This is a genomic window from Collimonas silvisoli, assembly GCF_018305005.1.
GTDB lineage: Bacteria > Pseudomonadota > Gammaproteobacteria > Burkholderiales > Burkholderiaceae_D > Collimonas > Collimonas silvisoli.
This window is the reverse complement of record NZ_JAGQEG010000023.1, coordinates 44,179-67,879: the sequence shown is the minus strand read 5'-3', so window position 1 is coordinate 67,879 and position 23,701 is coordinate 44,179. Positions and strand designations below refer to the sequence as shown.

Annotated in this window: 18 protein-coding genes and 1 pseudogene; 7 read left to right on the top strand and 12 right to left on the bottom strand. The window is 58.2% G+C overall.

Annotated features, from left to right (window positions below):
• Together KHU33_RS08555 and KHU33_RS08550 are read right to left on the bottom strand one after the other, a co-directional pair.
• Positions 1-240, bottom strand: a 240-nt coding sequence (locus KHU33_RS08555; RefSeq protein ID WP_211462419.1) for a hypothetical protein, incomplete at its 3' end; no start/stop codon positions are given.
• A gap of 8 nt (positions 241-248) precedes the next feature.
• Positions 249-761 (bottom strand): PAAR domain-containing protein, encoded by a 513-nt coding sequence (locus tag KHU33_RS08550; RefSeq protein WP_211462418.1) that lies wholly within the window; start codon positions 759-761, stop codon positions 249-251.
• Between the two features lie 896 nt (positions 762-1,657).
• On the opposite strand from KHU33_RS08550, the gene KHU33_RS08545 reads away from it, so the two are divergent.
• On the top strand, positions 1,658-3,808 hold the full coding sequence (locus tag KHU33_RS08545; protein WP_211462417.1) for a TonB-dependent receptor: 2,151 nt from the start codon (positions 1,658-1,660) through the stop codon (positions 3,806-3,808).
• A gap of 62 nt (positions 3,809-3,870) precedes the next feature.
• Here the strand turns inward: KHU33_RS08545 and KHU33_RS08540 are convergent, their stop codons facing one another.
• Positions 3,871-4,902, bottom strand: a complete 1,032-nt coding sequence (locus KHU33_RS08540; RefSeq protein WP_211462416.1) for a Glu/Leu/Phe/Val family dehydrogenase — start codon at positions 4,900-4,902, stop codon at positions 3,871-3,873.
• 288 nt (positions 4,903-5,190) lie between these two features.
• On the opposite strand from KHU33_RS08540, the gene KHU33_RS08535 reads away from it, so the two are divergent.
• On the top strand, positions 5,191-5,487 hold the full coding sequence (locus tag KHU33_RS08535; protein ID WP_211462415.1) for a HigA family addiction module antitoxin: 297 nt from the start codon (positions 5,191-5,193) through the stop codon (positions 5,485-5,487).
• A 45-nt stretch (positions 5,488-5,532) separates the two neighbouring features.
• On the opposite strand, the gene KHU33_RS08530 is transcribed toward KHU33_RS08535, so the two are convergent.
• From KHU33_RS08530 to KHU33_RS08520, 3 genes are all read right to left on the bottom strand, one after another.
• Positions 5,533-6,801 carry a DEAD/DEAH box helicase gene (locus tag KHU33_RS08530; protein ID WP_211462414.1) on the bottom strand — a complete coding sequence of 423 codons (1,269 nt, stop codon included), beginning with the start codon at positions 6,799-6,801 and terminating at the stop codon, positions 5,533-5,535.
• 557 nt (positions 6,802-7,358) lie between these two features.
• Entirely contained in the window at positions 7,359-9,842 is a 2,484-nt protein-coding gene (locus KHU33_RS08525; protein WP_211462413.1) for a DEAD/DEAH box helicase, read from the bottom strand.
• Positions 9,839-10,609 (bottom strand): 2-keto-4-pentenoate hydratase, encoded by a 771-nt coding sequence (locus KHU33_RS08520; RefSeq protein ID WP_211462412.1) that lies wholly within the window; start codon positions 10,607-10,609, stop codon positions 9,839-9,841. Before KHU33_RS08520 ends, KHU33_RS08525 begins: the two co-directional genes overlap by 4 nt.
• A gap of 257 nt (positions 10,610-10,866) precedes the next feature.
• Between KHU33_RS08520 and KHU33_RS08515 the strand changes: the two genes are divergently transcribed.
• Positions 10,867-13,020 (top strand): S9 family peptidase, encoded by a 2,154-nt coding sequence (locus KHU33_RS08515; RefSeq protein WP_211462411.1) that lies wholly within the window; start codon positions 10,867-10,869, stop codon positions 13,018-13,020.
• A gap of 126 nt (positions 13,021-13,146) precedes the next feature.
• Here the strand turns inward: KHU33_RS08515 and KHU33_RS08510 are convergent, their stop codons facing one another.
• The gene (locus KHU33_RS08510; RefSeq protein ID WP_211462409.1) at positions 13,147-14,169 is read right to left on the bottom strand and encodes an alpha/beta fold hydrolase; all 1,023 of its coding nucleotides are present in this window, start codon (positions 14,167-14,169) and stop codon (positions 13,147-13,149) included.
• Between the two features lie 195 nt (positions 14,170-14,364).
• On the opposite strand from KHU33_RS08510, the gene KHU33_RS08505 reads away from it, so the two are divergent.
• From KHU33_RS08505 to KHU33_RS08490, 4 genes are all read left to right on the top strand, one after another.
• Complete coding sequence (locus KHU33_RS08505) at positions 14,365-14,763, top strand: nuclear transport factor 2 family protein (RefSeq protein ID WP_211462407.1); 399 nt, start codon at positions 14,365-14,367, stop codon at positions 14,761-14,763.
• A gap of 78 nt (positions 14,764-14,841) precedes the next feature.
• Entirely contained in the window at positions 14,842-15,714 is an 873-nt protein-coding gene (locus KHU33_RS08500; protein ID WP_211462405.1) for a helix-turn-helix domain-containing protein, read from the top strand.
• Between the two features lie 119 nt (positions 15,715-15,833).
• Positions 15,834-16,379: a DUF3455 domain-containing protein gene (locus KHU33_RS08495; protein WP_211462403.1), complete on the top strand. Its 546-nt coding sequence runs from the start codon at positions 15,834-15,836 to the stop codon at positions 16,377-16,379.
• 180 nt (positions 16,380-16,559) lie between these two features.
• Complete coding sequence (locus tag KHU33_RS08490) at positions 16,560-17,444, top strand: amino acid ABC transporter substrate-binding protein (protein ID WP_211462401.1); 885 nt, start codon at positions 16,560-16,562, stop codon at positions 17,442-17,444.
• A gap of 69 nt (positions 17,445-17,513) precedes the next feature.
• On the opposite strand, the gene KHU33_RS08485 is transcribed toward KHU33_RS08490, so the two are convergent.
• The 5 genes and pseudogenes from KHU33_RS08485 to KHU33_RS08465 all read right to left on the bottom strand — a co-directional run bounded on the left by KHU33_RS08485 (position 17,514) and on the right by KHU33_RS08465 (position 23,446).
• Positions 17,514-18,671, bottom strand: coding sequence for a nucleoside hydrolase (locus tag KHU33_RS08485; RefSeq protein WP_211462399.1), 1,158 nt, complete (start codon positions 18,669-18,671; stop codon positions 17,514-17,516).
• Between the two features lie 164 nt (positions 18,672-18,835).
• Positions 18,836-21,064: a TonB-dependent receptor gene (locus KHU33_RS08480; protein WP_211462397.1), complete on the bottom strand. Its 2,229-nt coding sequence runs from the start codon at positions 21,062-21,064 to the stop codon at positions 18,836-18,838.
• Between the two features lie 520 nt (positions 21,065-21,584).
• A complete protein-coding gene (locus tag KHU33_RS08475) occupies positions 21,585-22,313 on the bottom strand; it encodes a GntR family transcriptional regulator (protein WP_230414133.1) in 729 nt (242 codons plus the stop codon).
• Positions 22,314-22,425: 112 nt separating this feature from the next.
• Positions 22,426-22,527 (bottom strand): annotated as a pseudogene (locus KHU33_RS26845) (aldehyde dehydrogenase family protein); the annotation flags it as partial.
• A 160-nt stretch (positions 22,528-22,687) separates the two neighbouring features.
• On the bottom strand, positions 22,688-23,446 hold the full coding sequence (locus KHU33_RS08465) for a FadR/GntR family transcriptional regulator (RefSeq protein ID WP_211462393.1): 759 nt from the start codon (positions 23,444-23,446) through the stop codon (positions 22,688-22,690).
• Between the last annotated feature and the right edge of the window lie 255 nt (positions 23,447-23,701).

Below are 23,701 nucleotides of genomic sequence, written 5' to 3'. Positions count from 1 at the left end.
CAAACTAGCCGTCTTACCTCTATTCGGCCCTTCAAGAATCATGAAGTGAGTTCGTGCATCTTCCTTCATGATTGTTACTTTAACGTACTCACAAAGGTATGCACTCTCTCCTGATGGTTCTAGTTTGACCCTCAACCAACCAGTAGTATCTATGGCCTTCGTGTAGTGTGTCTTTACCGTTACCTTCTGATGACTACGAAGAATAGTGTTTGTATTTGCCGTTCCAATAGGTTTACTCATGTCCGTCCTTATTCCTCGATATGACCTAGATGAATTTCTAATTTCTGCGCGTCATCCGTGAAAAAGCGCTCTGTTTTTCCTTCATCGTCTGTCACGCCATGTACAAGCTCACCGGAAGCCAGTTTCACGGTATATGGCATATCTGCCAAAGTGTTTCCTTCGTCATCCGCCACCAGGAATTGCTCATCATATTTTTGAGTTTCGGATTTTTCGAGACGAGTCAAAAAGGAAATTGCAGCATTTATATTTGGAGCGCCTGCGGCAATCAGCGTAGCCCCACAACTGGTTTCATCATTGTGTAGTGCAATAGACTGCCCGTTTGGTGTAGGACAATTCGATGACCCCTGGATAATTTTATGTATGTGTGGCTTGCACCTGGGGCAGTACACCTCATCACCCACTCTCGCCATGCCAATTCCATTTTCGAGCGTTGTGTTATCCCCGGTAAGAACTACACCCCCGTGGCTGGTTTTATCGCCAATTACAACAACTGCGACACCGTCGAAAGTCGTGCGATTCATGCGGCCTCTTTTATATTCAGTGAAGGGAAAAATTCATTAAAAAAACTTTCAGACTGGGGGCTGGCCCATCAGCTCTGGAATAACGCTGCTATGAACGCTAAGAGTGCGAGAGGTATTGAACATAGGGGGTGTGCGTCCTGAAATTGGTTATCGTTTCTGGCAGGGCTCAACGGGATGCAGTAGCGCCGTAGATGCCAACCGGAAAAACTTATCAGGCTTTCACTATGTCGTCTATGAAATCAATGCACATCTGACAATCTCTGACACTTGTGCTGCAGGGAATCGGTTTCAACATCGAGAGGTAAAGCTCATGCCGTCGTTACGGCTCTATCGGCATGCATTGCGAAATTCGTGATGAAAGCAACAGACGAAAAAAAACCGGATCATCGCTCCGGTTCTTCTGGTCATCGTTGCTGACTAGGCAGGTTTGATGTTTGCGGCCCCTTCGAGCCCCCCCCCAAAAAAAAAGAGACAGGTTTCGACCTGCCTCTTTCGATGAGAATTGATTACTTAGGTGCGACGGCCTTGGTATCCACCTTCGTATCTAACCGACAAAAATTTTTTATATATACCAACAACTAAAAACTTTGACCTCATCCAGGGCTTCCCCAATTTAAACAACGTGTTAGATCGACTAAAGAATGCTCAATAATGATCGAATTTGGCCGACTAAATCTCGATCATGCGTGCCGAGGCTGAGGCGAGACGACGGGAGCGTAACTGCAATTTCGGATAGCGTTGCTGTTGTAAAAACCTGACGCAAAGAAACAACGATTAGTATTTTTCTCAAAAAATGTGCGAGTTAATGGATAATAACGATTCTCATTAACAACTGCATTTAGCCAGCCCGCTTCATCCCAAGCCAGCCAGTGAAGCAGATCCACCACTGGCTCACCATGAAAACCTCAACGCGCTTGCGCGCCATTGCTTCCGCTTGCGCAGTCGTCGCCGGCGTTAAATCCCAACTTGTTTTCGCCCAGCAGCAACTGCCCGATGTCAACGTCAGCGCCGAGCGCGCCCACGGCGACAGCTATGCGCCGGCCAATACCACCACCGGTTTGAAAATCGATGCACCGCTGCGCGATGTGCCGCAGACCGTGAACGTGATCCCGCAAGAACTGATCCGCGACCAGGGTGCGCGCAGCCTGCAAGACGTGATGAAAAACATTCCCGGCGTCGGCTTGGCTACCGGCGACGGCCAGCGCGATGCGTTTGTGATTCGCGGGTTTACTGCGCTGTACGATATCTTCCTGGATGGCGTGCGCGACGATGCGCAGTATTACCGCGATCTGTATAACATCGACCGCATCGAAGTCATCAAGGGGCCGGCTGCGGTGTTGTACGGCCGCGGTTCTTCGGGCGGCCTGATTAATCGGATCACCAAGAAGCCGACGTTTACACCGTCCGGCGAGATTGGCGTGACGATGGGTAGCCACTATCTGCGCCGTACCGATTTCAATATCAATCGGCCAGTCTCAGATACCGTGGCGATCCGTCTTGACGGCGCGCTGGAAGATTCCGGCAGCTACCGCGACCAGGGCTATCTGAAGAATCGCGATCTGTCGCCTAGCCTGTTGTGGAAAGACGGCAATCAAAGCCTGTTGCTGCAATTCGACTATCAGCATCAGGACCGCAGCATCGATTTCGGCGTGCCGGGTTATCGCGGTGCGCCGGCTAACGTCGCGCCATCCTTGTATTACGGCGCGCGCCATGTTGCCGCCAATGACTACACCGTATCCGACATGCGCGCCTCGACCGCGCAATACAAGCTGCGTATCGACCAGGATACGGCGCTGACCAACACCTTGCGCTATTACCAGTACACGCTGGATCGTAATCACACCCGCATCATCGCGGTCAACGATTTGCTGGCGACGCCTACCGTCACGCTCGGGCGCGGCAATATCAAGCGCGACGAACACGGCTGGTTCAACCAGACCGAGCTGACGCATGATGTGCATCTCGGCGAGGTCACGCACAAGGTGCTGGTCGGCCTTGAGGTCGGCGAGCAAAGCAAATACCAGCTGATCAATAATTCCACCGCCGCGCCGTATGTGTACACCACCTCGTTGTTTGCGCCGGTCTTGAAAGACTTGCCGTTCACGGTGCAGACCGCGCCGCAGACCAAAGGCGTGGCAACCCAGGACACCGCAGCGGTGTATGCGCAGAGCTTGTCCAGCTGGACTTCGAGCATCAAGACGCTGGTCGGCTTGCGCTTCGATCGCTTCGGCCAGAAATACGACGACCAGCTGCCGAGCAATCGCGATCTGCAACGCACTGACAATGCGGTGTCGCCGCGCTTCGGCGTGGTGTGGCAACCGAATAACTGGCAAAGCTACTATGCGTCGTTCAGCAAATCGTTCCAGCCGTCCAGCGAAAGCGCGCCGCTGGCGGTCAACAACGCTCAGCTGGCGCCGGAAAAAACCCGCAATCTGGAAATCGGCAGCAAGACTGATTTGTTTGACGGCCGCGCCTCTTTCACCGCCGCGATTTATCAATTGACGCGCACCGACATCAAGGTCACCGATCCGACCAATACCAGCAACCTGATTCCGGTCGGCGAGCAGCAATCGAAAGGTCTGGAACTGAGCTTCACCGGCGAAGTGACGCCGGGCTGGCAAATCATCGCCGGCTATTCTTATATGAATGCGAAAGTGACCAAGGCGGTCGGCAATGTGACTTCGCCATTGGCGTCGGCTGCTGCGCCGACTGCATTGCAGGGTAAGACATTGGCCCAGGCGCCGCGTCATACCGCCAGCTTGTGGACTTTGAAATCGCTGGATCAGTGGCTGCCAGGCGTGCAGGTGGGAGGCGGCTTGACTTATCGCGGGGCCAATTACGCCAGCATCGATAACGCGGTAAGAATCCCGGGGTTTGTGACCACCGATCTGGCGGCGTATTACCACCCGTCGCAGAAGGGCTGGAGCCTGGCGTTGAATCTGAAGAACCTGTTCGACAAGCGTTATTACATTTCATCGAATAACGATATCGGCATTTTGCCGGGCGCACCGCGCAGTGTTGAATTGAGTGCGCGTTACGCGTTCTGATGCAGGAATAAAAATGGGGCGGAAGGCATTGCGCTTTTCGCCCCTGTATCGCCCCTGTTTCTTTATTTCTTGAAGCGCGCTTCCGCCAGCTTGTCTGCTACCACGCTGGTAGGCAAATTTTCCGCGTCGGCGCGTTTGAATATCTCGGCCAGGGTGACGCCGATTTCACGTACATGGGCTTCGACATCGGCTTCCGGTTTGTCGTAGTATTCGTAGCAAACCTTGATGATGCCGCCGGCGTTGATCACGAAATCCGGCACGTACAACACTTCCTTGCGTCGCAGCAGTTCGCCCACTTCAGCGGTGGCCAGCTGGTTATTGGCGGCGCCGGCGACGATTTTGGCTTTCAGGCGCGACAGGGTAGCCGGGTTGAGCGTAGCGCCCAGTGCGCATGGCGCGTAGATGTCGGCTTGCACATCGTAGATGGCGTCGGGCGCGACTACTTCAGCGCCCAATTCGGTACGCGCGCGTTCCAGCGCGGCCTGATCGATATCGGTGACGATCAGCTTGGCGCCGGCGGCATGCAGGCGGCGCGCATAGTCGTAACCGACATTGCCCAATCCTTGCACGGCGACCGTCAAACCTTCCAGCGAATCGCGCCCCAGGTAATGCTTGACCGCCGCTTGCGCGCCGACAAAACAACCCAGTGCGGTGAACGGCGACGGATCGCCGCTGGCGCCGAGGCCGGCGACATATTTGGTCTTGGCGGCGATATGCGCCATATCGGCCGGGCTGGTGCCGACGTCTTCCGCCGTGATGTAACGGCCGCCCAGGCGTTCCAGCGCTTCGCCCATGGCTTCGAACAGAGCGGGTGTCTTGGCGGTTTTAGGATTGCCGATGATGACGCTCTTGCCGCCGCCGATCGGCAGGCCGGCAACCGCATTCTTGTAAGTCATGCCGCGCGACAGGCGCAGTACATCGTTGACGGCGACTGCTTCGCTGGCGTAATCCCACATGCGGCAACCGCCCATGGCCGGGCCAAGGTTGGTATTGTGGACAGCGATGATGCCTCTGAGGCCGGATTTTTCTTCGGAAACGAAGACTACTTGTTCGTGGTTGTCGAAATTCGATTCATTAAAAATGAAGGTACTCATGCTTTTGGCTCCGTGCGGATAGCATTCACTCGTCCGGGTAGGGCGGCTTATGGTTTTCCGTTGTTCTCTAGGGTTAAGGTCGGTGATACGGGTGTTTGCCGCTGGTTGGCGCAGGCAAACGGGTAAGGCCGTGATTGTGTCACGCAGGCGAGAGTGTAATTTATCGCTATGTGAAACTCAATTGAGTTCGATAACTTGTTCCGGGATATCTTAGGAAAAATTGCTTTAATAGAAATTAAAGATCATTTAAGCTACTGGTTAAAGCCTGTAATCCGGATGAGGTTCAGCATGACCAGACAAATTGCCCTTGCAACACCCGGCGAAATTCTCAACGAAGAATTTCTGTTGCCGATGAATATCAGCCAGTATGCGTTGGCAAAAGCGATACATGTGCCGGCACGGCGTATCAACGAAATCATCAAGCATGGCCGGGCCATCACGCCTGACACGGCGTTGCGTCTTGGTCAATATTTCGGCATGTCAGCGGATTTCTGGACCAATCTGCAATCGCATTACGATCTGGAAACGCGCCGCGCACAAATGGCCGAGGAGCTGGCAACTATCAAGCAATTGCAGGCGGCTTGATACGACTTAGCTGTTTAGCGGGCGGCGCATTTTTTGCGGGATCGGTCAGTCTGGCAAATCACGCGCTGCCGCTTCACGCAACTTGTCTTTCTTACTCTTGCGTTTGCCCTTGATGCCGCCGTTGGATGCATCGATGAGCGATTTGGCGTCCGGAGTATTTGCTGAGGTCGCGACAACGACAGGTTCAAAGCCGGCAATCTGTTCGCGCTCGCATTTCAGTTGATGACGTTTTTCTATGAGACGGAAATGCGCCTCCGTATCGGCGCTGATGAAGCTGATGGCGATGCCGCTTTTGCCGGCGCGGCCGGTGCGGCCGATGCGGTGCGTGTAATCCACTGCCGAGCGCGGCAAGTCGTAGTTCAGGACCACCGGCAGCTGCGCAATGTCTATACCGCGGGCGGCAACATCGGTGGCGACCAGCACCTGTAGTTTACTGGCCTTGAAATCTGCCAACACCTCGTCGCGCGCGCCCTGGCTGAATTCGCCATGAAAGGCGGCGGCCTTGATGCCTGCCCGCTGCAGTTTTTCTGCGATATGCTCCGCCGCGTATTTGGTGGCGACAAACACCAGCACCCGGCCCCACTTGTTTTCTTTCAGCAGATGCCGCAGCAACTGGGTGCGGCGGCTGGCGTCGACTTGTATTGCGCGTTGCTGGATGGCTGGCTGATTTTGTTCCAGCGATGGGATGGCAATGCGGACCGGCTGCCGCAACATCCTGGTGGCGAGCGCATGTACCGCAGGTGGAAACGTCGCCGAGAAAAACAGGTTCTGGCGTTGCTTGGGCAGCAGCGCCAGGATGCGACCGATCTCATCCGTAAATCCCATGTCCAGCAAGCGGTCGGCTTCGTCCAGCACCAGCGACGATACGGCGCCGATGCTGAGGGCGTTGTGTTCGATCAAGTCGAGCAGGCGGCCGGGAGTTGCCACCACGATATCGGCGCCGCCGCGCAGATCCATCATTTGCGGATTGATCGATACGCCGCCGAACAGGGCGGCGATTTTCAGCGTTTGCGGATTGGCTTGCGCCAGGGTGCGGATGGATTCGGCGGTCTGCTGCGCCAGTTCGCGGGTGGGGACCAGGATCAGGGCTCGTAGCCGGCGCGGCTTCTGGCTGGGGCCGTCTTGCAATAATTGCAGCAGCGGCAACGCGAATGCCGCGGTCTTGCCGGAGCCGGTTTGCGCCGCCGCCAGGACATCGCCGCCGCGCAGGATGGCCGGGATCGCTTCGATCTGGATCGGGGTTGGCGCGGTGTAGCCGCGTTCGCTGATGGCGTGCAGGATGGCGGGGGACAGGCCCAAGTTTGAGAATGACATGGCGGTGGGCTTTGGCAGCTTGTTGGGCTGGTATCTTACCATTTGCGTCGGATGGTGATCCCAGGCGGCTGCTCGATAGCCGCCTTAATAGTTAAATGGGGTCAGAGTTTTTTTTCGCGTTCTTTGCGAAAATTACTCTGACCCCATTTAACGGGCTACGGAGTAAATGCGGTTGCGTTAAATGAGCGGTCGTCGTTACTTAAAACGGTTGCTACTCCGTGGATGCGCGCCGGGGGTAGCCCGGCAGCTACTCACTTTCTTTTGCTTCGCCAAAAGAAAGTAAGCAAAGAAAAGGGCAGGAGCACTGCTCCTGCCAAAGCCGTCACCTCCGCAGGAGGTCCCCAAATGCACCGGCTATCAATCGGGTGGGAAGACCAACTCGCTGCGCTCAGACATGTCTTCCCACAATTCCCGACTGACAGCCGGCACATTTGGCAACGTCTCAATGCGGAATTCAAGTCAACAGCAACGTCAAAAACAACCCCATTTAACGGACTACGGAGCATATGCGCCAGCATTCGGCGGACGCTTAACGCTGCGTGAATTCGTGCCTTTATTCAAACCAGCGGCGCCAGCAACAACTGCAAATCCTCGCTGCTGAACTTGGTCGCCAACGCCGCGTCGCTGCCCAGCACGCCTTCAGCCAGCGCCGCCTTGCGCGCCTGCAGTTCGATGATGCGTTCTTCGATACTGCCTTCGACCACTATCTTGTAGACAAACACGGTTTGCTCCTGGCCGATGCGGTGGGCGCGGGCGGTGGCTTGTTCTTGTACTGCGGGGTTCCACCATGGGTCGATGTGGATCACGGTGTCGGCTGCCGTCAGGTTGAGGCCGACGCCGCCGGCTTTGAGGCTGATCAGCAGCAGCGGCACGGTCTTGCTTTGGAACTGCGCCACCAGCTCGCCGCGTTTTGCCGGCGGTGTCTTGCCGGTCAGCGCCAGCCAGGGTAGTTGCAAGGCATCGAGCTCGCCGGCGATCAGGTCCAGCATTTCGGTGAATTGGGAAAACACCAGGATGCGCCGGCCTTCGTCTACCAGAGCCGGCAGCATGTCGCGCAGCAGTTCCAGTTTGGCGCGTTCCATGCTGTCGGGGTGCGCCATGCCTTTCAGCAGGAAGGGGTCGCAACATACTTGCCGCAGCTTGAGCAAGGCGTCCAGAATCGTAATTTGTCCGCCGGCGAAGCCTTTGCGTTTGAGGACGCCGCGCACCTGTTCGTCGGCGGCCAGGCGCACACTTTCGTATAGATCGCGCTGCTGTCCTTGCAGTTGCACGCGTTTGATCGCCTCACTGCGCGGCGGCAGTTCGCTCGCCACCTCATCCTTGCGCCGTCTCAGGATGAACGGCCGGACGCGTTGCGCCAGCAACTGCGCGCGCAGGGTTTCGCCGCCGATCTCGATCGGCTTGCGCCACAAGCGCGTGAAGCTGCGCATATCGCCGAGGAAACCGGGCATCAGGAAATCGAACTGGGTCCACAGTTCGCCCAGATGATTTTCCAGCGGCGTGCCGGTGATGCATAGCCGATGCCGCGCGCGCAAACGCCGCACGGCGCCGGCGCTGCGGGCGGTGGCTTTCTTGACGGTTTGCGCTTCATCCAGGATCAGCATGTGGAAAGGCTGGGCCTCCAGTGCGGAGCGGTCGCGCCACAGCAGCGGGTAGGTGGTGAGTATCAGGTCGTACTGCGCCATGCGGGGAAAATCGCGTTGCCGTTCAGGTCCCTGCAGGGCAAACACGCGCAGGCTGGGGGCCATGCGCCTGGCTTCGGCTTGCCAGTTGAATATCAGCGAAGTCGGCAGCACCGCCAGCGCCGGCAGGTCGAGACGGCCGGCTTGTTTCTCGATCAGCAGATGCGCCAATGCCTGCGCGGTTTTGCCCAGGCCCATGTCGTCCGCCAGGATGCCGGCCAGGTGATGTTCGCGCAGATACTGCAGCCAGGCTACGCCGTGCAACTGATAGGGCCGCAAGGTGACCCCGAGGCCGGCCGGTGCAGTAACGGCTTGCGGCGTGCCGGCGCCTTGCAGCCGCTGCGCCAGTGCGCGCAGACCGCTGTCGCCCTGCAATTGCCAGCCGCCGTGAGCGCCGGCGCGTTCGCGCTGGGTATCCAGCAAGCTTTGGCGCATCGCTTCGAGACGATAGGCGTCCCAGGAAGAAAGCATGAGCGGCCCGTCTTTGCGCAGGGGATCGGTCAGCAATTCCAGCATGCTGCCGACGACTGCTTTCAGCGGCGCCGCTAGCGCTTCAATCCGTTTGCCGCCTGGCGCGCGCAACATGATCAAGGCGTGATCGTCGATCAAGGCAATCTGCCTGGCGTCCAGCCAGCGCGCATCGCGTTGCAGCAAGTGCGCCAGCAGCGGCACCAGGTCCACCATTTCGCCATCGATTTCGATGCCCAGGGTCAGCAGCCACGAGCCTTCGCCAACCGGCAGGCCCAAGGCCGTCACGGTCTGCTCGCGGCCGCGCATGCGCGCCGCCACTTCCTTGCCCAGCACTTCGCCGGTGGCGGGGCTGACGATCAGATGCCAGGCATCCACCGCCACACTCTCGTGGGCAAAGCCGGGGCGTACCACGATGGCCCAGCCCTTGGCCTGCAGATCGGGCAACTGCTCGGCCCAGAAATCGCCGAAGAAATCTTCTTGCACCAAGGTCCAGAGCGAGGCCAGGGTCTGTTCTGCTGCTTGCGCGGCGCTATCGCTGCGCCATTGCAGGGTATCGCTGGGCAGCGGATGCAGGCCCAGTTCCCAGACCAGATCGAGGGCGTCGGCTTCGGCGCCGAGGTCGCGCAGCAACAGCCGCTGGCCTTGGCTGTCTTCAACCGTTTGCGATGAGGCCGGGCGGCGATTCAGCAGCGTGGTCGGCGCTGCGGTCTCCCACTGCAAGCCGTCGTCGGTGACATAGGTCCAGGTGATTTGCGCCACCGTCACGTTGGGGCCGCGCGGTCCGAACGGGCCGGAAGGTTTCATTCCTAGCAGGCCGTCGCCGCGGCCCAGGGTTTGCAGCGTCAGGCGCGGGCGGAAACGGCCGACCGAATTTGCAGCGGAATTCATCTTGGTGAAAAGTGAACGCTCAGTTCGCCCAGCTCGCCATATTGCACAACGATATCTTGCGCCACGGGTAGCTCGAAACTGCCGGCATAGGACCCGGTGATGACGGCTTGTCCGGCTTGCATGCCCTGTCCTCTGCTACGCAGGAACTCAGCCAGCCAATACAGCGGAGCACGCGGGTTGGTGGCGGGATGGCGGCCATCAAGCTGGATTGCTTTCTGGGTTCCGATGCTGACACGGATCGCCAGTTCGGCGGCGCTGCATGCACGCTCCGTATCCACCTGCGGGCCGATGTACAGTCCCTGGTTGAGCAGGCCGTCGGCCAGATTTTCAATAAAGCCTGCTTGATCCGGATCGCTGTAACGGCTGTCGATCAATTCCAGCGCAAGATGGGTGCTGCCGATGGCGCTGTCGATCTCTGCTACGGAATAGGGCAATGGGCGGGGCGGTAAATCCTGCGCGAGGATGAAAGCCAATTCCGGCTCGACCCGGACCTGGCCTTCATGCGTCCATGCGGCACATGGGCCGCTGGAGCAGACAGTGCCGCCATGGATGGGAGCCAGCACCTGCTGCCCATCGAGCGGCAAGCCGCATTTCCACGCGCATATCTTGTCGCCAAGTTGTGCGCTCACCAGCGCCTGTATCGCCAGCGCCGCCTCGGCATCCAGCGGCCGCATGGGCAGCGGCAGGCGCACACCTTGGGTGCCGGCTTTGCGGCGCGTCGCCAGGATGGCGGCGGCGTCGGACCAGGCTTGCTGGGTTGGAGACATGGGAGCCTTCGAAACATAGATGGGTTGGCGGATCGGCGCACCATGCAGCGCTCGGGCTTGGATTGCATGCATGGGGGGATTGCCCGATATTCTAGCCGCGAATGCCGATGACGCGCAGGCCGGCATATTGTATTTCCGGCCAATTACGGATAACTTCGAAAATTGCAATGGCCTTACAGGTATAAGAGGCAGTTCGGAAGCGCTGCAAATTCAGGCGCGCGAAGATTGCCATCAATCCACAGAAGGATCTGTACTATATGTCTTTTCTTCAGCAACCCGCCGGCTGGTTCGGCGCATTATTCCTGGCCCTGATGACATCCACCACCACCACCTTAGCTTCCGCCGCTCCAACACCACCGATTGCCGCCAAGCAGGCCTGGCAGGAAACCCGCCACGGCGAGGTCGTCACTGACGATTATCACTGGCTGCGTGAAAAAACCAATCCCAAGGTGATTGCTTACCTGAAGGCGGAGAATGCCTACACCCAGGCCATGACCAAAGACCTGGCGCCGCTATCGAAAAAACTCTACGGCGAAATCAAGGGCCGGATGAAGGAAACCGATCTGTCGGTGCCGACCCGGCGCGGCAATTTCTACTATTACAGCCGCACCGAAGCCGGCCGGCAGTATCCGATCATCTGCCGCCGCCGTGCCAATAGCGCTGCCGACTTTGCCTATGACGCCAGCGCCCAGGAAGAAATCCTGCTGGATGAAAACCAGCTGGCGAAGGGCAAGGAATTCTTTGAGGTCGACAGTTTCTCGGTCAGCCCGGACGACCGTTACCTGGCTTATTCCACCGACACCACCGGCTACCGCCAGTATCAGCTGCATATCAAGGATCTGAGCAACGGGAAATTGCTGGACGATACGGTCGAGCGTGTGACTTCCTTGGCATGGGCCGCGGATAGCCAGACCTTGTTCCTGGTGCAGGAAGACGCCACCACCAAGCGCTCCGATCTGTTGTTGCGCCTCAAGCTGGGCAGCAAACCGGTGGAGGTGTATCGCGAAGCGGTAGAGCAGTTCAATCTCGGCGTCGGCAACAGCAGCGACCGCAAATTCATCGAACTCGACGCCGAAAGCACCGACACCAGCGAAGTCAGCCTGCTGCCGGCCGATCGGCCGGAGGGCAGTTTTGATTCTGTGCTGGGACGTGAAACCGGACACCGTTACAGCGTCGATCACCGCAACGGCGAGCTGTTCATCCTGACCAACAAGGACGCCAAGAATTTCCGCCTGGTGACAGCGCCGCTGGCGACCCCGGACCCGGCCCACTGGCAAGAACTGATCGCCCACGATCCGCACGTCTTGCTGGAATCCCTGGAATTGTTCCGCGATTTCCTGGTCGTCAGCGAAAAGACCGACGCCCAGGAACGTTCGCGCATCTACAACTTCGCCGAGCATAGCTGGCATACGGTGCAGTTCGACGAAGCGGTGTACGCCTCGCATCCAGGCGGCACGCCGGAATTCACTTCACACCGCTACCGTCTGACCTACCAATCGCCGGTGACGCCGCCGACGGTGTTCGATATCGACATGGCGAGCGGCCAGCGCGAACTGCTGAAGCAACAGGAAGTGCCGGGCTACGATCCAACTCTGTATGAAACCAAACGCCTGTGGGCAACTGCGCGCGACGGCGTCAAGGTGCCGCTCTGGACTGTCGCCAAAAAAGGCCTCACGCCGGACGGCTCCGCGCCATTGCTGCTGTACGGCTACGGCTCCTATGGCATACCGGCTGAAGCCACCTTCTCCAACAGCCGCATCAGCCTGCTCGACCGTGGCGTGGTGTTTGTCGAAGCGCACATTCGCGGCGGCAACGACATGGGTGAACACTGGCATGACGACGGCATGCTGATGCACAAGAAAAACACTTTCCATGATTTCATCGACAGCGCCGAATACCTGATCCAGCAAGGCTGGACCAGCCCGCAGCGTCTGATCATTGAAGGCGGCAGCGCCGGCGGCCTGTTGATGGCTGCGGTCACCAACATGCGCCCGGAGCTGTTTCACGCCGTGCACGCGGCGGTGCCTTTCGTCGATGTAATGAGCACCATGCTGGACGCCAGCCTGCCGTTGACCGCCGGCGAATACCTGGAATGGGGCGATCCCAACCAGAAGCCGGCCTACGACTACATGCGCAGCTACTCGCCCTACGACAATATCGAGCGCAAGGCTTATCCGGCGATGCTGGTCACCACCGGCTTGAACGATAGCCAGGTCATGTATTGGGAGCCGGCCAAATATGTCGCCAAACTGCGCGCCATGAAAACCGACCGCCATCCGCTGCTGCTCAAAGTGAATATGGGCGCCGGCCACGGCGGCGCTTCCGGCCGCTATGACGCCATCAAGGAAAGAGCGTTTGAAATGGCCTGGATGTTGTCGCAGTGGGGCATAGGCCAATCTAAAAAACGTTGATCAGATTTTTTATCGCCTTCTGTCTCCCTATCGCTACTTCGAAAATGTGAAAGATCCCAAGGTGCAAGCTTGGCTGAAAGAGCAGGGCGCGGACGCACGCAAATGCCCTCTCACAGAGTCAGCTGTCTAGTGCTTGGCAAGCCAATCCAGCAAGGCTTGATGAAACTCAGCCGGCTGCTCCATCTGCGGCGCATGGCCCAGCCCGGCAAACTCGATCAGCGTCGCTTGCGGAATCAGTTTGGCGGCCTGTTTTCCCAGCAGCTTGTACTGGCCGATTTTTTCTTTTACCGCCGCTGAAGCAGCGTCGCTGCCGATGGCGGTGGTGTCTGCATCGCCGATCAGCAGCAGCGCCGGCATGCTGAGATCCTTGAATTCATAGACCACCGGCTGCGTGAAAATCATGTCATAGATCAGTGCCGAATTCCACGCCACCAACGCATGGCCCGGTCCCTGGTTTAGCCCCGCCAGCATGGTTACCCAGCGTTCATATTCCGGCTTCCAGCGGCCGACGTAATAAGTATTCTTCTCATAGTTGCGCAGGCCGTCGGCATTCAGCTTCAATTCCCGTTGATACCACTGATCGACCGTACGATAAGGCACACCCAGCGCTTTCCAGTCTTCCAGTCCGATCGGATTGACCATCACCAATTGCGTCACCTGCTGCGGATACTGCAAGGCGTAGCGGGTGGCCAGCATGCCGCCGGTGGAATGGCCGACGATGATCGCCTGATGGATGCCCAATTGTTCCAATAAGCCGTGGGTATTACTGGCGAGTTGCTGAAACGAATACTGATAATGCTCAGGTTTGCTCGATGTGCAAAAGCCGATCTGATCCGGTGCAATTACCCGATAACCGGCCGCGCTCAAGGCCTTGATCGTCTGCTCCCAGGTCGCGCCGCAGAAGTTTTTGCCATGCATCAAAACCACGCTGCGGCCGTTGGCGACGCCGCTGGCGGCAACATCCATATAACCCATCTGCAGCTGCCGCCCCTGCGATTCGAAGGCGTAATGTTTCAGCGCATAGGGATAGGTGAAGCCCTGCAGTTCAGGGCCGTAAGCCGGCGCAGCAGGAGCGGTTTGGGCTGTCGCGGCAGAAAATGTGGCGCTCAGCAGCAAAGCGGCGATCCAGAAAGACAATGAATTCGGCATGCTTTATTCTCCGGAAATCAGGGCAAGCCGGCTATCTTACCCCCTGAATTCGGCTGCTGCTGCGCCGACCCGTTCGTCTTGCATTTGATTACCTGAGACGTAATCGACTGTGCCCGGTCCGGCGTGGAGAATGCAGTTGTCGACAACGACAAAGCAAATCCCTCCGAACCCAGCCATCCTTGAAGGAGCACGATCATGACCAGCACCGCCAGCGCCAAAAATATCGCAAACGAAGCAGCCTCCATCGCCACCCGCTATATCGCGGCTTGGAACGAGCAAGATGCAGTACGCCGCCGGGCCTCGATAGCGGCAGTCTTTACGCCTGACGCAAGCTATGTCGATCCGATGATGCGCAACGCCGGCCATGACGGGCTGGACGCCATGATAGGCGCAGTGCAGAAGCAATTCGCCGGGCTGCGTTTCGGATTGCATGGCAAACAGGATGGCCATAACGATGTTGTCCGTTTTTCCTGGGCGTTGGCGGCCGATGGCGCCGAGCCGGTGGCTTACGGCACCGACATCGCGGTGGTGGCTGCAGACGGACGGATCAGCAGCGTCACCGGTTTTCTGGACGCGGCCAACCTGCCGGCTTGAAGCCATCACATCAAATGAACCGCCGACAGCCCCTGCGATACCGGGCTACACTGCCCGGTAATTCTGTGGAGACAAGTTATGGGCGCACGACAACTCGTAGAAAAACAGGCCGCAGCAAAACCGGAGGCGGAGCACGCTGCGCGGAATCGCTACTTTAACGATTTCGCGGCAGCATTGCGTTACTGGCGCGACAAACGCGGTTATAGCCAGTTGCGGCTGTCTGCCGAAAGCCATATCTCGCAGCGCCACATCAGTTTCCTGGAAGGCGGGCGTTCGCAGCCGAGCCGGGAGCTGATCCTGAAATTGGGCACGGTACTGGACATCCCGCTGCGCCAGCGCAATGTGATGTTGCTGGCGGCAGGTTTCGCGCCGGCCTATCAGGAGCGGAAATTGTCTGATCCCGAATTGGCGTCGGTCAAGCAGGCGCTGGATTTCATGCTGGCCCAGCAAGCGCCTTATCCGGCCTTGGTGGTGGACCGCTTATGGAACCTGGTGATGAGCAACGGCCCGGCAGCCATGATGATCAAGTGGCTGCTGGATATGCCGGAGAGCCAGCCGATTCCGCGTGAAGGCGCCAACGTCCTGAAGCTGATGCTGGATCCGCAAGCCATCCGGAAATATCTGGTCAACTGGCAGGATGTCGGCGCCGATCTGCTGCACTGGATACAGCGCGAAGCCATGAGCGACGGCCCGGGCAGCGAGGCGACCGATTTGCTTGAGCAATTGCTGGCGCTGCCCGGCATCAAGGCCGCCACGCAAACGCCGAATCTGGACACGCGCGTCTTGCCGTTCCTGGCGATGACGATCAAGAAAGACGGCGTGGAGCTGAACCTGTTCACCTCGATCGCCACCATGGGTACGCCGCACGACGTCACCGTGCACGAGTTACGGATTGAGTCATTCTTCCCCGCCGACGCCGCTACCGCAGCATGGTTCAAGAGCCGCGCCTGAACCCCAGATGACTCTTGCCGTGGTGATGTCATGAATGATGAAACCCTCAATAGCTCATCAATTGCGCAACGTTTTACAATACGCCCGATACATCCATCGAACTTTCTGGAGGAAGCAAAATGGCAAGGAAAATGTTAGGCCTGGCAGTCGCAACATGGTGTGCGCCCTTGCTTGTTGCATGCGCCGGCGCGCCAGGCGCGACGCCGATCACCATCCCCGATAATCTGAATGTAGCGCCGCCCCAGACCCTGTCGCTGGAAGTGCAGGCCAGCGGCGTGCAAATTTATCAATGCGCCGTTGCAAAAGCCGACGCCTCTCAATTCGAATGGCGTTTCGTGGCGCCGCAAGCCGATCTGTTCGACCGCGACGGTAAAAAGATAGGCCGCCACTACGCCGGCCCGACCTGGGAATCGATCGACGGCAGCAAGGTGGTCGGCGCCGTGCAGGCGCAAAACGCCGGTCCCGACGCCGGCGCCATTCCGTGGTTGCTGCTCAGCGCAAAATCAACTTCCGGGACTGGCGTCTTCGGCCTGACGCAAAGCATCCAGCGCCTGCAGACCGTAGGCGGCAAAGCGCCGGCGGCTGGTTGCGATCAAGCGCAACTTGGCAAAGAAGCACGCGTACCTTATCAAGCGATATACCGGTTTTACTCCGCCAGATCGTAAGCTGTCCGGCGCAGGAATCCGTTGCCGGAAGCGCCACGATAAATTAATGCAGGCAATTTGTAACATGCGCCGCAAGCAGCAAAAGTGCTGATATATTGTCGCGGGGAAATTTGTTCCCTAACTATTTTCCGGTCGCCCGGCATTGCCGGCGGCCGCCGGCGACTCATTGGAGCTTTTGTTATGCGTGGTGTGATCAAGCATGGTTTGACTTTGTTTTGTATTTTGGCGCCGCTGGCTGCAAGTGCGAGCGACACCCTGGGCAAGATTCGCGATAGCCAGACCATGACGTTTGCCTATCGGGAAACCGCGCCCTTCTCCTACACCAACGACAATAAGCAGATCGTCGGTTATTCGATCGACATGTGTCAGAAGATCGCCGAGGCAGTAAAACGCGAACTGAAGTTGCCGAATCTGAAAGTGCAGTATCTGGCGGTCGATTCGACTACCCGCTTTTCCAGCATCATCGAAGGCAAGGCCGACATGGAGTGCGGCTCCACCACCAATAACGCCGAACGCCGCACGCGCGTCGGTTTCACCGTGCCGCATTTCTTTTCCAGCGTCCGCATGATCGTCAAGAACAGCAGCGGCATCAAGAACTGGGCCGACCTGCGCGGCAAAACCATCGCGACCACCAAGAGCACCACCACCATCGACCTGGTCAACGAACGCAGCAATGTGCGCTCGCTGAATATCAAGGTGCTGGAAGCCAAGGACGACGCCGAAGCGTTTGCCTTCGTCGAGCAGGGCAAGGCCGATGCTTATGCGATGGACGACGTGCTGCTGTATAGCTTGCGCTCGACCGCCAAGAATCCCGCGGCCTATACGATCCTTGGCGATCCGCTCTCGATCGAACCGTATTCGCTGATGTTGCGCAAGGACGATCCGGCCTTCAAGAAATTGGTGGATCGCGAGATGGTGCGCCTGATCAACGAGGGTGAATTGCAAAAGACCTATAGCTACTGGTTCACCCAGGCGAACGGTCCGAAAGGCAGCAATTTGAATATGCCGATGGGATATCTGCTGCGCGATTCCTTGCAATATCCGTCGGACAAGACGGCGCAGTAAGAGCTGCCCAGGTTATTAGCCTGATGCTGAGCGGAGCTGCCGTCAGCATCAGGGCTTGGCCCGCAACTATTACTTTGACGCTGGAGCCGGCGGCGTCGGCTGATTCATCAGTTTGATCATCAGCTTTTCGAAAGCCGGCACGTTGACTTCACGCACCACCGTCGTCGGACTGGCGATCAGGCCCGGCGGTGCGTACGCGGCCGGCCAGGACAAGGTATTGCCGTAGCCGGCGCCGAAATCGGTATCGATGCTGACATACAGCTGATCGGATTTGCTGATCAGCGTCGGGTCGAGCCAGACCGCGGTGGCCAACTCATCCCACATTGGGAATCCGGTTTCGGTAACCTTCTTCACCATTTGCGTCAAGGGCGTGCCGGCCTTGGTCATGTCGTTCAACAGCCTGGCGCTGAGTTCGGTCGCGGTCGACGGATCGGCTGGCACCATGACGATCCGTTTCCACGGTGCGCGCAAGGCGATCTTCGCTGCTTCCGGATCCCAGCGGAAATTGAATTCCAGGCGCGGCGTATTGATATATTCGCGGGCAAACTGTTCCGCCGATTTGGACGGCAGCATTTGATGCGGATTCAGGCTGCCGCCCATGTAGACGATTTCTTTCGCTGTCTCGGCAAAGCTGGGGTCAAGACTGATCGCCAGCGCGACGTTGGTCATCGGCCCGGTGGCCAGGATGGTGACCTGGCCCGGGAATTCGTGCACTTTCCTGATCATGAAATTGGCGGCGATTTCAGCCGACGGCTTGGTATGCGGCATGCCTTCCGGCAGCTGCGGCACCACATTGTAGGCGTGGTAGTTCGGCTGGCTTTGAATGGTGCCGTCCGGCCATTTTTCATCCATCCAGGCGCCTTTGTAGACCAGCTTGCCGTACAAGGCTTCCCAGCGCCGCGTCGTTTCCTGCGTATTCAGCAAGGGGAAGGTGGAGCCGGGCACCACCGGGATATCGCTGCGTCCGATCACTTCCAGTGTGCGCAGGGCGTGCGCGATATTTTCGTCGCGCCAGGTCGAGCCGCTGATAATCGTAATCCCCAGCACTTCCACATCCGGCGACTGGATTGCCATCAGCTGCGCCGCGCGCGGCCCGCCGATGTCGTCGTCGATAATCACTTTGCGTTTGCCTTCGGCCTGGGCTTGCGACGGCAATGTCGCAGAGACTGCTACTCCCAGCATGAATACCGTCGATAACAAGCGGCGCCGGATTGAATTCGATTTCATTAAACACTTTCAATTGGAAAATATAAAAATTTACCCGGCGACGGTAATGCCGTTCAGTTAGGCGGCACAAATTCCCCGTTGCGTCATTCCCGCGAACGCGGGAATGACGGGGCTGCCATATGAGGGAATTGCCCCTAACTGAACGGCATTAGCCCGGCGACGGTTTAGAAGTTCGACCGGAACTGCACGCCGAACATGCGCGGTTCGTTGATGAAGGCTGTCCGGTTATTGAAATCGATGCCGCCCACCGCAACGATCTTATTGGTGATATTGCGGCCGAATGCAGCGATTTCATACTTGTCGCCATCCCACTTGTAACCTACGCGCAGACCGCCTTCGAGCAAAGGCTTGCCGGTGAACTCGGTCGAGTTGTACAGGAAGAAGTTGATCTTGCTGCGGTAGGCCCAGTCGGTATAGAAGTACAGTTCGTCGTTGTTGCCCATCGGGATGCCGTAGCGCGCCGTCACGTTGGCGATCCACTTCGGTGCTTGCGGCAAGGAGTTGCCGTCGATCGAATACAAACCTGGCCGCACCTGCGTGTTGAGCACGGTGCAGGTGGCGCAGCCGGCCACCAGCAGGTTCGGATCGCGAATCTGGGTGTAGTTGTAGCTGCCGCCTAAAGTCATGCGCAAGCGCTCGGTCAGGTTGGCTTCCAGATCCAGCTCGGCGCCACGGCCCACTGTTTTTGCCGCATTCACCAGCATGATCGAGTTGGAGTTGCCGCCAACCGCTGTCAGCTGCTGATTCTTGACGTCGAAACTGTAGACGCTGAAATTGGCGCGGGCACGGCGGTTGAACAGGTCGGCCTTGATCCCGGCTTCATAGGAAGTGATGGTTTCCGCGTTGGCGACAGTGATCGGCACCGAGGACGACGGCGCCGCGATACTCGGGGCGCGGAAGCCGGTGGCGACACGCGCATAGGTATTGATGTCCTTGGTCAAGGCGTAGTTGGCGCTGGCGTCCCAGCTCACGTTCGATTTGCTTTCGCTGATCGAGCTGGGTCCGGTAAACGTCACATTGTTGGCGACCTCGTTGGCGAAATCCTTCTTGTCCTGGGTATAACGCAGACCGCCGCGCAGCTTCAACCTGTCGTTGACGTCATAGGTCAGCGAGCCGAATGCCGCGTAAGCCGTATTTTTCTGACGATTCTGCAGATAGCTGGTTTGCAGTTGCGTGGTGCTGTCGAAGTTGGAGCTGTTGCCGGCGACGTCTTCGTAGAAATAATACAAGCCGGTCTGCCAGTTAAGCGGCCCCTCGTTCTTCGATTCGACCCGGAACTCCTGCGAGAACTGCTTATGATCGGCGACGCCGCCGCCGGTCTGCACCTGGAATGGAATGAAGCCGGGGCCGGTCGGCGTGCCGCCGTCGATATCGCCGCGGCTGAAATAGCTGGAAATGGTTTCATAACCGGTGATCGAATACAGTTTTACCTGATCCAGGTTCCAGCTCAGGCGGGCGCTGCCGCCGGCGGTATGCAAGGATTGGTTGTTCAAGCCGTTGAAGGTGACTTGGGAGGGGCTGAAACCGGCGACGAAACCGTCGCTGCCCTTCTCCAGGATATTGGCGCGGAACAAACGTGCGCTGCCCTCAGTGGCGCGCGAGTGGAGATTGAACAAGGCGTTGAAAGTGCCGTCCGGCTTGTACAGGAATTGCAGGCGGCCGGCGCGTTCGTTGTAGCCTTCCAGGTTGGGAGTGCCGCCGCCGTTGTTCTTGACCCAGTCGTCGCGATGCTCGACCAGCGTCGAGAACCGCATCGCCCATTGATCGCTCAGGGGCACGTTGACTGCCGCTTCGACATTGGCGGTATTGTGGGTGCCGTCAGAGACGCTGTAGTAGCCGCTGACCTTGTCCAGGCTCGGCTTGGCCGAATCGAATTTCACCACGCCGGCCGGCGTATTGCGGCCGAACAGCGTGCCTTGCGGACCACGCAGCACCTCGACCCCTGCCAGGTCGAACATGGGGAAGCCTTTGAGGGCGGCGTTTTCCTGCACTACATCGTCGAATATCAGGGATACCGGCTGCGAGGCGAAGGCGGAGAAGTCGGTATTGCCGTAGCCGCGGATATAGAAGCGCGGGAAGGTGCGGCCGTTCGACGATTCGATATTCAGGCTCGGCACCTTGGCCGCCAGCACGCGGATATCCTGGCCGCCGGAGTTCAGCACATCCAGCGTTTCACCTTTCAGCAAGGTCACCGAAATCGGCACGTCCCTGATCTTTTCCACGCGCCGCTGCGCTGTCACCGTCATGGTTTCCAGCTGCAAGCCGCCGCCTTGTGCCGTTTCCGCTGCTGCCGGCGCGGTCTGCGCCATTGCCGCGCCGAACGGCAGCGCCGCTCCCAGTGTCAGCACCTGTGCACAACGCATGCGGGCGCGCGCCCTCGCTTTTTTTCCCATTTTCCATCCCTCTGTTGTCGACATTGATAAACTTGATTTGCTCGCGGACTTGCTTGTTTTTTGTTTTGCCAACATCACGCAAGTGAAGATCAGGCCAGCGAGATGCACTCTCGGCTGTTGACCAGAACGGATTCATGCAACGCAAAGACCGTGCCAGAATTTCTGCAGGCAGGAAGAATCGGAAAACGGTATTACGATTTGTATCGAAAATATATTGTATACATATGGAAAATGGCTTTTGCTACCAAACCACGATGCATGGAATGCAAGCCGGAATGGCTGGAGAGAGGCTGGCGCCGAAGAAAAATAACGCCGTTTATTGGTGAATCCGGATAAGCCCCGCGCCAAATGAGGGACATCTGTTTCGGAAAAGAGCCGGATTAGTGCATGCCAATGTCTAGGATCAGCGATATTTTTTAATGATCTGTATACACTTTAAACGAGCTTGGGCAATGTTCATTGCGGGATAAAACATGGCGCTGCGGGATGGCCGGAGGATGCCGGCAGCGAGCGTATTTCATTACGCAATATCGAGGATTTCAGCCAGATCCACTTCGTGCTGGTCGTCGCTCAGGCGCAAGGCGCGCTCGATATCGAGCAGATGCCGATCCATCATCCTGATCGCCCGTGCGGTGTCGCCGGCGGCAATTGCGTCGATCAGCTGTTCGTGTTCGTCGTTCGGGCAGGCGGTCCTGCCCGGCGCTTGATATAGCGCGATGATCAGCGAGCAACGCGATACCAGTTCGCGCAGGAAGCGGGTCAGCACCGGATTGCCGGCGCTGTCGGACAGCAGGATATGAAATTCGCCGCCCAGGCGTATCCACTTGGCGTGATCGCCAGAATGAAAGGACGCATGTTCTTCTCTCACGATCTGCCGCAAACGGGTGATTTGCGCGCGGGTGGCGTTGGCTATCGCTAGCGGCACGATCGCGGCTTCGATGGCGCGCCGGGCGGCGAAGATCTCACGCGTTTCTTGCGGCGTCGGCTGGGCGATGATGGCGCCGCGGTTGGGCCGCAATTCGAGAATATGGTCGTGCGCCAGACGCTGGATCGCCTTGCGCACGATAGTCCGGCTGACCGCAAACAAGTCGCACAGGCTGGCCTCTGTCAGCTTGGTGCCAGGCGGCAGGCGCTGGCTCATCACCGCCTTCAAGACCGAGTCGTAGATTTTTTGATCGACAATGCCGCTGCCCCGCTTGGCGGCCGGCTTGGCCGGCGCAGAAGCCGTGTCGCCAGATTTTTTTTTCATGGATTCCATTTCTGTTTTGGATTGCAGGCCTGCGCTCATGCTACCGCAAATTCCTGCCGTCAGTCATGCGCAAAAGCCGCAGCATGAACCACAGCACAAACCGCGCCAGATGGGCAATCGCGCTCATGCGTTCGACGCCGGCGACCGAGAACGCCAGCGAGGAATTGCTGGCGCCGAATATCGCGACCGGGCCGATGGCGGGCGATCTTGCGCGAGCGTAGATCGGGACGCGGCAGGTTTCGGCCGCCTTCGCCGTGACAGGATGTGTCGGCGTTCGGATAATTATGTTGTCAGTTGTCGCACAACAGAGATTTGCAGCACTGCCGGATGCGCCGGCAGCGGAATCGTTCGGCGTTAGCCGCCTGCCTGGCTACTTACGAGGTCAACCCCATGCTGTCCTGCACCTTGCGCAAACGTTCGCGGCTGTTGCTCAGGTGCGTGCGCATCGCTGCCCGCGCTGTCTCCGGATCCTGGCGCACGATCGCATTGTAGATATCTTCGTGCTCGCGATGCACGCGGTCCAGATAGGCCGCCGGATCGTCATGCGCCAGCTTGGCCGAATTGATCCTGGTGCGCGGAATGATGGTGGTGCCGAGGTGGGTCAGGATGTCGACAAAGTAGCGGTTGCCGGTAGCCTGCGCGATGTGCAGATGGAATTGCACATCGGCTGCGACCGAGTCGCCGTGTTCGTTGGCGCTCTTTTGAAAGGCGTCCAGCGCCAGCCGCATCTGCGCCAGCTGCTCATCGTTGCGGCGCGCCGCCGCCAGTCCGGCGGCTTCCGCTTCGAGGCTGATGCGCAATTCCAGGATGGCCAGGATATCGCGCATGGTGATCACGGTTTCCGGATCGATGTCGAAATTGCCGGAGCTGCTTGCCGCCAATACGAAAGTGCCGATGCCGTGCCGGGTTTCTACCAGTCCCGAGGCTTGCAGGTGTGAAATCGCTTCGCGTATCACGGTGCGGCTGACGCCTTGGGTACGCATCAATTCGGATTCGGTGGGCAGCTTATCCCCGGGTTTGCTGCTGCCGTTGCGTATGCTTTCGGTGATATCGGCGATCACGCTCTGCGCCAGATTGCGATGTTTTTTGCGCGGGGCGCTCGGGGCGGGCTGAGTAATGAGCGGTGTATTCATGGGTGGGGCCGCAGAAAAGGTAAGGCAGGACAGGTAAATCTGATTGCTAAATTATTCTTCGCTGATTATACTACGATTCAAGTTGTAGGATGACTGATAACATAAGAGTGGCTTAACGCAAGCTAAACGCCAAGAACAATAAGAGCAGCGCCCTGTACCTTGTAACAACCAGGCCGTGACCCGCAATCTGCTGTATTTCCAAGCAGCTCCGTCACAAGCGCTGACTCTGGCAAAACCAGGAGACGTAGGTGAATA